This is a genomic window from Halomonas sp. (assembly GCF_041689495.1).
Lineage (GTDB): Bacteria > Pseudomonadota > Gammaproteobacteria > Pseudomonadales > Halomonadaceae > Halomonas.
The window spans coordinates 1-1,328 of the sequence record NZ_JBDNGD010000250.1 but is presented as its reverse complement, the minus strand read 5'-3'; the positions used below and the strand labels follow the sequence as shown (position 1 = coordinate 1,328).

The 1,328-nt window shown below is 59.6% G+C and carries 1 protein-coding gene; it reads left to right on the top strand.

Annotation, left to right across the window (positions count from 1 at the left end; translation table 11 throughout):
* The coding region (gene aroB / locus ACESMD_RS08820) for a 3-dehydroquinate synthase (RefSeq protein WP_372612317.1) at positions 1–935 on the top strand (935 nt) is incomplete at its 5' end.
* Between the last annotated feature and the right edge of the window lie 393 nt (positions 936–1,328).

The window sequence follows — 1,328 nt, the reverse complement described above, 5'->3', positions numbered from 1 at the left end:
AGGCGTTCAAGCAGGGCTTGCCTGCCGGGCTCGAGGTGCATGAGCTGGTGTTGCCGGACGGTGAAGCCACCAAGTCTATCGAGAGTATCACCCTGATCTGGGATGCGCTGATGGAGGCGAGTTTCAATCGCCGCTGTACCCTGGTCGCCCTTGGGGGCGGGGTGATCGGCGATATGGTGGGGTTCGCGGCCGCCAGCTACCAGCGTGGCGTGGCCTTCATCCAGGTGCCGACCACGCTGTTGGCCCAGGTGGATTCCTCGGTGGGTGGCAAGACCGGCGTCAACCATCCGCGTGGCAAGAACATGATCGGCGCCTTCTGGCAGCCGCGGGTGGTGCTGGCCGATACCGATACCCTGGCGACGCTGCCGCCGCGTGAAATGTCCGCGGGGCTTGCTGAGGTGATCAAGTATGGCCTGATTCGCGATAGTGATTTTTTCGCCTGGCTCGACGGCGCCCTGCCTGCCCTGCGCGGCCTGGATGCCGACGCCTTGGCCATGGCCATCGAGCGCAGTTGCCGGATAAAGGCCGATATCGTCGCCGAGGACGAGACGGAACAGGGCGTGCGAGCACTGCTCAATCTCGGCCATACCTTCGCCCATGCCATCGAGGCACACCAGGGCTATGGTCATTGGTTGCACGGCGAGGCGGTGGGAACCGGCATGCTGATGGCCGCCGAGTTATCGAATCGTCTGGGTTGGCTGACCGACGCCGAGGTGGCGAGAACACGCGCCATTCTCGCAGCGGCCGACTTGCCGCTGGCGGCACCCGCCAACATGGGGGTGACGGATTTCCTCGACCTCATGCGGCGGGACAAGAAGAACCTGGACGATCAACTGAGGCTGATCCTGCTGCGTCGCCTCGGAGAGGCCTGTGTTCATGACGCCACGCCACCGGCGCTATTGGAGGAGCTGCTGGCGAATTTCCCTCGCGCGTGAAGCCCCGATTCCCGGATTTACCTTTCCTTTCTCGTCTTTTCGCTGTTGCGCCTGCCCTTCGCAGGCGTTTTGCTGCTATCGGCACTTTTGGTGGAAGCACTTGTGGCGGAAGGGCTTTCTGTAATCCGTATGTGATATGCGCAATCGGCATGGAAAGACTTAAACATATTCGACTAAAGGCTAATTCCTTGTCGCTGCGCGTGTAGCAGCATCGCCAATATTTTTAAGACATTGATAATATGGATATATTTTCTATGTCAGCAAGGGGTGTCGCGGAATTCGCTGGGGCAAAGCCTTGATCGTCGCCGGATCGAGATTGCGCTTCTGCCCCGTTACTGGCTATGCTGGCCGGCCTTTTTGACAAGTAGTCGATGCCTTTTTGATCATTTTTTT